A 9,768-nucleotide genomic window follows, 5' to 3' on the forward strand; every position below is an offset into this window, starting at 1 on the left:
TTTTCTATAGGCATGCCCCAAAATTGATTCAATCCATACACATTAAAACCTAATAGCACTTCTTCGTTCTTGAATTCGAGATATTTCATACCGATTGCTAAGTTTATCTCGTACGAATTATTGTCGCTATAGGCGTTGATGTTGTATGGCGTATAATCTTTATAGAAATGCAACCTAAGTGAATCAACTCCAATAAGCGTTGGTGTTAGGAATGTTAAACAGGAATCGTTTGAGATATTTGAGCTTAAAGAAGTTTCCCATGCAAGAACTTTTTGGTCAGCACAAATTTTGATAATTTCGTTCTTTTCAACTTCGAGCCAGTTTTCTTTGCTCAAGGTATCTAGACGTATATAAATGTTCTTTTCAACGTTGTTTGCTAGAACAGAGCTTAGTTGATATTGACCTAGATTCTTTATGGCTGAAGTCTTATTGGTGAAATTTTTTTTCACCAATATAGATCCATGATTTTTTTTTGCGAAATCAGAAAGAACGTATTTGTTTAGCTCTCCGTTGAAAGAACCTTGAATTTTACCGTTCATGTCGTATACGGTGTATTCAAGTGCATTTGCCAAGATGAAGTTTGTGAATAGAATAAAAAGTAGTGCTTTCATATGAATTTCCTATGGTTAATAAATAGATATGTATTTCCCTTCTATACTTTTTTCATATGCTTGTTTGTATGTTGTATTTTCCTCGCTTTTGGGAATGATAATTTTTTTTGAATTATTATCGCATTCACCTTCATGATTCCAGTAATCCTTTCTTGCTTCGTTGGAGTAACCCTTAAATTTATATAAGTAGAATTCTTCTAAATCAAATCCAGTCATGTCTATACTATATGATAATTCTAGGTTGTATTTTTCGTTATTGAAGAATTTTTCTTTTTTGTCGTCATATTCAGGATAATAATATTGATCGGGATATTTATCATTGAAACTAGAATTATAACAATTTCCACGAATACAATCCCATTGCCTTTCACGACCTTTGTTAACAAGACGTTCTACTGAACCTATGAACTCATCTGTTCCAAATATGTAATATTCGGTTCCCCTAGTGCATGCAATCGGAATATTTCTATATTTTATTTTTTTACCTATGGGGGCTGTCCATGACATCAAATTGGTTTCAGAACTAGCATATTTTCCAATAACCTCGTTTAGTCGGTATTTTCTAAAAAAATGTGAATGTTCAACATCTGTAAGACCAAATGAATGTCCTAATTCATGGTAGATAGGAAATTTGGCACCATCTTCATTCGTTTTTCCTCTTGGTACAAATATAATACTGCCGTAAGGTAAATAATTCTCAAATATATCTAATTGTACCTTTGAAAAATCATAACCATATTTTATAGCTTCTGGGTCCTTTAACAAAGATTTAAAATCTCCTAATGGCATTACCCCTGCATAGGTACCACCTTTAACACCAAGAGGTGATGGTAATATTGGATAACCATCGTCTGTGTATAAGATTTTACATTCGAAATCAGTCACCTCTTTTTTATTTTTATAAATATAGTAATATCTATTATCTTCTTTGCTAACTCTAATTTCTACATCTTCTGACTTTACATCTGTCCAGTCTATATCATTTTTTTCTTTGAATTCTTTACATTTTTTTGTGGATAATGTAACCAATTTGTATTTTGCATCTTTGGGTTCTAATTGTGGATAAAAATTGTTGCAATAAGTTAAACCGCTTTCACATTTTTCAAGATCCCAATATTTTCTTTCTTTATTTATTGCGTAAATGACATGCCATAGTGGAGATTCTTTGTTTTTTTGATTGGGTTTTATTTTTTCTGCTATGCGATATGTTTGTTGAATAATAAATTTGTTGTTTGGATTATTCATATTGACATCTACAATATGTTCTTTACCTAGTTGTTCTATTGTGATGTTTTCTCCATTTCTAGAAATAGTTGGTTTGTCAAATATATTTTTATATTTATTTTTTATTTCATCAATATTTTTGATGTTAGCTTCATTAACGTTTGCGTTTACGAGAGCTTGATTAAATATTTTATCAAATTCTGTTTTAACGTTTTTTGATGTTATAAAGTAATTTTTTTCTTTATCGGTTTCTTGAATTTTATTCTCACCATTAATCTCCATAAGAATAATATTTTTTGTTACCCTATCATAGGGTATGACTACAATTTGATTTTCTAGGCGTTCCCATTTTTTTCTTTTATTTTGACCATACAGAATATACCTTCCCGTATAATCTAGTTCTTTCTTTTCATTGCTTTTTAGTCCTTGCTCATCTTTTATATCTTCCATATTTGAATTTTCACGACGTAGAATGAAAGCGTGGAATGATGCTGTATTAAATACCGGTATAAATGCAGCCTTGCTATCGGGCATTTTTTGCTTTGGATCTTTTTGGTAAACGGAAATATAGACGATGGGGTCTTTCTTGTCTCTATCGAAACCATATTCGTAATTTTCAACTTCATTGAAAGAAACTCTTGTTTCTTCCCATGAGTATGGTCTTATTTTATCGTTGGAGCTATCATATGCTTCGTGTTTTAACTCGTCGGTATCTTCATATGGTATTGATATATCTTCTTCATCTGAACCTGAAGCTGTTTTATACAAAGCTTCCGCTTTGGGTTTTGGCCACGGATAATAATTCAGCAATTTCTCTCTCAAAGACTCTTCATCTAATGAAGATAGGTCTTCTTCCAATGCTGAAATTTTTGTTTCTTCTGACTTGCTTTCTTTTTCTGAAGAGGAACTTGAAACGGAATTTTTTGCATTCTTTACAATAGATTCCGTATAGCCACTCACTTCAACATTAGAGCATGCTGAGAAAAAAATAATAGATAATGCGATAAATATTATTTTCATGTTTTTCCTTTTTTATTTTTAATATTCCAAAATTTGGTAACGGAACCGATCTGAACCGTCTTTTATGCATAAGATAACTGCATCTTCGTAATTCCCTATATTTTCTTCAGTCTTTGAAAATAGTACTGGCTTTCCTAAGGAATCGGTCATCGTTTGGAATACGTACTTGCCGTTCTCTTCGCCATTTCTATAAAACATGATATCTACTGATTTGAAATTGTATGGTGTTCGGTCTTTTTTTATGAGCGTAAAGCGTACTTTTGCCGAATCGACCTTTGTCTTTGAGTGTTTCATCACTTTAACTTTGATGGCTCTCGCCAATAAACTGTTGGCGAGATAGGATCTGAACCAAGCTGTAGGGATTGTGTCCATTAGAGGAATCATTGGTTTGGCCGGAACCACTTTGCCATCGTCGTCAAGTTCTCCAATGAATAATTCGCTTGCACTTAAATTCAATATTCCATACGCTCCTAACGCTAGTTCCGTGTTGTCGCGTTCACTACCCATGACATCTGCTTTGGGCATTTTGTTGTCTTTTTTGCCTGCTTTACGCAATGGAGAATCGGGGGCTAGGTTTATACCTGCTTCATAGCTCATGAAGTTGTTGCTACCCTCAGGTTTCTTCTCGTCTATAAATTTGGGGTCGCCTGCAAAATTATGGCTTCCGCCGTATGGTCTTGAAAATGATGAATGTGTTGCTGAAAAACCTTCGATGACTTCGTTAGCGCATTTGCCTGGTTCGCAGCTTGGTGTGAAGTTTTTCCAGAATATACTATTGCCTATTGAGCCGTTTGATTTTCCGCTAATGGCTGGGTTTGCGGCCTTTGCGATGTTTGCATAGAACGTGGAGTTCCAGATGTCAAGTTTGTTGGCTTCGTTGATTATTGCGCCGCCTTTCGCGACTGTTCTGTTGTCGTGGAAAATTGCATTGCCGATATAGACTCCACTGCCGGCGAGTTTTACTGCGCCGCCGTTCTTTGCAGATTTGTTGCCTGTATAGACGACGTTGAGCATTTTGGTTTCGCTGTTGGCTGCTACTGCACCGCCGTCGCCAAGGGCTGAGTTCCCTGAGAATCGGATGTTTTCAAGATTTAATGAGTCGGTTGCGAAAATTGCACCGCCTTCGGCGTTGGATTTTGAATCGGAAAAGATGACGTTCTTTATCGTAAGTTTTTGGCTTTGGGAGAAAATTGCACCGCCGTTTGCTTTGTTGAATCCGTTTGCAATTCGCAAACCTCTTAAACTGCGTGGTGATCGGCCTTCGATTTCGATGTACTGTGTCTTGCCTAGATCGATAAGGGGGATGTCGTTTTCTGACTTGAGTTGCCAAATGTCTCCGGTGTAGCCGACGAGTTCAAAGCCGACTTTCCAGGGAACAGCTCCTTCGCTAAAGTTGTTGGCTACGTTCCATGTTCCGCTAATGATGTTGATTTCGCGGCCGGTCTTTTGGGCTGTTTCAAGGACTGCATTGAAATCCCCGATGGCGGTTGCTGGCGTTACTCCGTCACATCCTTGCGAGCAGGGCGATTGCGGATTCCAATAAATGCGGTAGACGTCGTTTTTTTCGAAGTTGAAAACGTAATTACTGCTGAACGCTTCGGCGGGAAATCCTGTTATTTTGTCACGGAAAATTTCGATTCTTACTGTTGTCGATGATGCGTCTAGATCAACCTTTGTAGATTGTTTTCCGTTTACTTTTACTTTGGAATCTTTGGCGTAAACGTACATCTCAACAGATTTTGCTGTTGTCGGTAGCACGGATCGGTAATGGAATGTATTGGATTCGAAGAACGGCCCGAAATGTTCTTCGCTGTGCGAAATTTCTTCTGCGCGGGGTTCTCGTGAAATGGTTGATTTTGGGGCTACTGTGAGCTTGTTTGCATAAATGCTACCGACCAAGTGTGTGCGTGATTCGATATTGACTGATGCGTTCGGGGCAAAGACTGTGCCGAAATAAAGCCCATCGGTGCCTATTTTGATGGATTTACCAGCGATATTCCATGTGATTTCGCTGGGGTTGCCTCCGTTTATAGCGAATTGACTTTTATTGCCGAAATCAACATCGCTTGCAACATCGATTGTTATGGGCCCAGCGGTTAGATCGAAGGATAACAGGACGTTAGGATCCGTGTGGATGCTTTGGAATTTATATGAACCGGAAGAAAATTTTATCTTGGCTCGTTTTTTTGCGTTAAGGGAGCCATATTCACCCGGCGGGAGCGTTTCGGATTTGCTGATGTTGATTGCCTTTGCGGAATCGCCAAACACGATGTCGGGGGCAATTACTGATGGTTTTGTCAAGGAAACCTGCTTCGTCGAAGCTGCTGTTGCGCCGGTCTCTGAATTACAGGGGTCGCCGTAGCGCAAATTCCCAGTGATGTGAGATTTTGCTCGTAATGAGCATCCGTTTGACGCGTCAACATTGCCGTAAATCTTGGAGTCGGCGCCCAATTGGAATCTTGTGCCGAAAACATCACCTAAAATCATTGAATTGTCGGAGATGTTGATAGTGTCTGCGATAACTATATAGTCTGAATTTTTTTTGTTATTCTGAAAGGTTTTATTTTGAAAAGTTGAATTGTCTGAATGGTTTGAGCTTGCTACTGAATCGTTGAATGGAGTATATGTCCATTCCGAATGTGGAATATCTACGGCAAAAGATGCGCTAGCTGTCAAAGATAACAGAATAAGTAATGTTGAATTATATGTTTTTGATTTTATGAAATGAAAAATAAATCGTTTCATTGAACAAACCTTGGCAATGTTCTGATTTTTTTTTACTTTGAGCTCGATTCCGCTTTTCCCCATTTGGCGTTATTACCTATGTTGCGGATGAGGCGGAAGCCTGAACAAACTATGGATCCCTTGTTGTAATATCCATAGTTAAAACTTTTCCAGTTGGTACTACTGTGAAAAGAAGAATCGTTCAAAGAAATTCGATATCCGCCTCCTTTTAGGCAGGATACATGTTGAGTATTTCCAAAATAAAGAGGCGACTTTAAAAGAACTCGTTCTCTGACAAGACCGAACATGTCGTATAGACCGAATTTATTTGGCTTGACTTGACCAACGGGTTCTGTGTAATTTTCATTTTGTGCTGATGTTGTATTAAATTTAGCGTATTTCGAAGCTTCTTCAAAAGTTGCGGTATCGCCCCAATAAAATTTGTTCGTTTTGTCTCCAGCACGGGCAAGCATCATCCATTCGTCGTAATATGGAAGCCTGTAGCCATCTGATGTTTCGCTCAGGCTAACCCATATATGATTTTTTTTATGATCGGTAAAATCCCAATATTCTATGACGTAACTATTTGTCCCGAAATACTCTTCTTCTTTATTTGTTGTGGAAAAATTATAATAGGGCGTTAGACCTTCACGCAAACTTCTAGCGTTGGCGTATTTCATCGCCAAGTATAAAGATACGCTGTTTGCTGCAGTGTCATGAGCCGCACAGACTCCATTGCGAATGCTATGCTTTTTTCTGGAGCGCCATTCTCTATGCGCTTGTTTTATGAACACATCATATTCGTATGTTGATGTGTCTGGAATGTCGTCCCACATTAATTGCATGAATTCACAGTTTGTTACGGGGTATTTATCGACTAACAATGTTCCGGTAAACGAAACAAGTCTTTCTGGATCTTCGTTTTGCTCGTATCCAATCATTTTTAATACTTCTTCACTAAACACATTGTATCCAAGTAGGGCCTCTTCATTTTCGAAATTAAAATACTTCATGCCGATGGCCAAATTAATTTTTTTATTTATCCCAGAATCGGGAAATAGAGCTTGAATTTTTTCAACGCCAATAATCGTTGGTGCCGATATCATCAAGCAAGAATCGTTGATGATTTTTGAGCTTATTGCAGTTTCCCATGCTAGGACTTTTTTGTCTATGCATAACTTAATCGTCTCGTTTTTTTCCACTTCAATCCAAATATCCTTGTCTGAAGAATCAAGGCTTATATTGAAATTGCTTTCTGCATTGTCAAAATGCGAAAAGTTAATATTTTTTATTGCTTTTATGGCTTCATTTGATTCTCTTTTGACTAGAATAGATCCATGATGCTTTCTCGCTAATTCAATCAGCGAATTTTTGTCCAACATCTTGTTGAATGATCCTCGGTTTTTTCCATTAATATCATATATGTTGTATTGGAGAGCATTTGCTAATGTGCTACACAGTATTACGAGAAATAGGAGTTGTTTCATTCTGAAATCCTTTATCTGTGAGTTTGAATTTTTTTAATAACGTCCGATATACTTATTTTCTCGGTCTTGATCTTCTTGAAATTTTATTAGCCATGTTGTCCTGTTTTTTTCAAATACATTTTTTGCTTCAGCGTTATTTTCCCATTTGCTGTTGCTTTCACAATAGTTTGTAAAATCCCAAAATGATTTTCGTGCTTCGATTGAATATGTTGAAGAAAAATTTGCGTCGTAACATGCACCTCGAATACATTCCCATTGATTTGGTTCGAAGCCAAATTGATTATATTTCCCATCGGAGTCCTTTATTTTAATAGGGCGTTCAATTGTTCCCCATGAATCTGCCATTACTAGTTTCTTATTATCACTTCCTTCTTCACTGATTGCTAGTGTAAAATATTCCTCATCGCCTTTTTTTATCGTATTTTTATAGTACTTTGTTCCTCCAGAACAAGCTATTTGAATGGGTCTATATCTTAGTTTAATTCCGATGGGTTTTGTCCAAGACATTAAGTTTGTTTGAATGCTCGCGTAATCATTCGTGTATTTTTTGTGTCCTTTGTTATCGTCATTATCAAAGAAATCTGTGGAACTATTTGGGTCTTCTTGCTTTATTTTGTAAAGATAAGATTGTGTGACATCGGTTAATCCGAAAGAATGTCCTAATTCGTGCATAAGTGTGAAATAAGATGATTTCCCAACACTTCTAGCTACGAGAACGATACTCCCGTAGTATAAGTAATCGTCGTGTTTATTTTCTAGTCCTATTTTATTTGGCTTTATGCTTACTGCCGCTGTTCCTGATAGTGCCGTTGGGTATGGTACTATTGGATATCCTTCGTCGGTAAATAAAACGTCGTTTTCATCGAAATTCTTTATTTTTTCGCCATTCTCCTTATATAGATAATAATGTGTTTTATAAGAAAAATTTTCCTTAGTTTGTTTTGTTTTTATTGTGACGGGAATTGCATCGGCTAAATAGTCGTTGCTTAATTCGTTATCGTTATCCTTTATTTTATACAAAAAATATTGCGTTCCCTCGGGTTCTCGTTCTGGAGCAAAACCGTTACATGAAGATAAATCTAAATTGACAACTTGTTTACATTCTGATATTTTCCATATTTTTCTTGCTTTATTTATTGCTAAAATGACATGCCAATATGGATCATCTTTGTTTAATGGATTGCCTGATTTAAACAAATTTGATTTTTCATTTAGTCTTTTTTTTACTGATTCCATTATTGTAGTGTATGTAGATATAACTTTGTTAACATCGGTCATCCATATTTTTAATAATCCGTTCATTCCGTAATGTTTTGGCTCGTCTTGAATGATGTTCTTGTCTTCTATTTTTATTACAGCTTGCTTGAAAACTAAATTGAAATTCTTTTTAAAACACTCTTTTGTAAATCCCTTTTTGCATTCTTCGTCATATGCAAACCAAGGGTCTTCTATATCACCATTGGTTTCTACATAAACGACATTTTTAGATATTTCCTGATAAGGAATGACATGGATTTGTTTTTTTAGATTGAAACAAGATGCGTATTTGGGGCTTCGTGGCCTTTTTTTACAACCATAGAGCGTGTATACAGTATGATCGTTTGCTGAAGATGAAGATATTTCATTTGAAGAAGATAATTCATTCGATGAAGATGATGATGTATTTGATGATGACGACGATTCTTCTTTTATGTATGTTGCAGATATTTCTATTCCTGAATTCTTTAAATCAATGATGTTGTCTTTGTTGTTTAGTAAGTAATATTCATCATATGCAACTTTTGAAAAGTATGGAGTGAACTTAACATCTACACCTTTTTTTGTTGAAATGTAAACTATGGGATCTTTTCCTGTTGGGTCTTGGTCAAATCCATACTCATGATCTGAACTTTCATCGAAGGATGGTGCTACATTTTTCCAAAAAAAAGGTTTTATTCCTCCTGTTGCTGGATTGTGTGGTAATGGCAAATCGGGTGATGTATTTTCGCTACTGCTACTCTCGTCACTCGTACTGCAACTTGATTCTGGATCAGCGTCGTTTTTTGCTAATGCCAATGATCTCGGATGAGAACTCATCAACTTTTCTCTTAGCTCATCTTCGTCTAGGCCGGAAAGATCTTCGTCTAATGGTGAAGATTCTTTTTTTAAGGAACCTTGTTGATTTATTTTCGATAATGAACTTATATCAGGCGCGTTCGTGTTTTTTAAAATTGATTCTGTATAACCGCCCATGTCGATGTCAGAACATGCTGTAATGAAAATGACTGATAAAATGGTTAAAAGTGCTTTCATAATATACTGTTTATTGTGAAATTTATATTTTGTACGGAAAATGTTGAAGATGTGTTGATAATTTATTTGTGTTCTCCAAGATTTCTTTTATCCTAAAACGAGGCGAAAATAGAATAGGATTATTCTGTTGTCAAGGAAAATGTTGTTCGGTAAGAAAAAAGTAATGAGTGACGATTTGAAAATTGCTTATGTATGTTAATTGTAATAAGTTATTTGTCTTGTCTATGATTGATTTTTGATAATTTATACTATATTCTATCGTTTGTGTGAAGCGTGAAAAAGTTGGCAATGTTGCTTATTTTGAGCGAAATTCCACAAAAATGAAGGAATTTTGTAGCTTTAAAATAACGTATTTTGTTGACTGTAAACGACTTACATAAACGAGTTGTAATGTATTAAAATTTGGAGAT

At 36.0% G+C, this 9,768-nt stretch carries 4 protein-coding genes and 1 pseudogene; all 5 read right to left on the reverse strand.

What is annotated here, in order from left to right:
• A pseudogene (locus BUA34_RS15460) lies at window positions 1-611 on the reverse strand (hypothetical protein); the annotation flags it as partial.
• 15 nt (window positions 612-626) lie between these two features.
• Entirely contained in the window at window positions 627-2,855 is a 2,229-nt protein-coding gene (locus tag BUA34_RS15465) for a hypothetical protein (protein ID WP_072831169.1), read from the reverse strand.
• 18 nt (window positions 2,856-2,873) lie between these two features.
• A complete protein-coding gene (locus BUA34_RS15470) occupies window positions 2,874-5,342 on the reverse strand; it encodes a hypothetical protein (RefSeq protein WP_072831171.1) in 2,469 nt (822 codons plus the stop codon).
• Window positions 5,343-5,632: 290 nt separating this feature from the next.
• The gene (locus BUA34_RS15475) at window positions 5,633-7,066 is read right to left on the reverse strand and encodes a formylglycine-generating enzyme family protein (protein WP_072831173.1); all 1,434 of its coding nucleotides are present in this window, start codon (window positions 7,064-7,066) and stop codon (window positions 5,633-5,635) included.
• A 33-nt stretch (window positions 7,067-7,099) separates the two neighbouring features.
• Entirely contained in the window at window positions 7,100-9,358 is a 2,259-nt protein-coding gene (locus BUA34_RS15480; RefSeq protein ID WP_072831175.1) for a hypothetical protein, read from the reverse strand.
• Between the last annotated feature and the right edge of the window lie 410 nt (window positions 9,359-9,768).

The sequence above is a fragment of the Fibrobacter sp. UWB12 genome (assembly GCF_900142485.1).
Taxonomy (GTDB): Bacteria; Fibrobacterota; Fibrobacteria; order Fibrobacterales; family Fibrobacteraceae; genus Fibrobacter.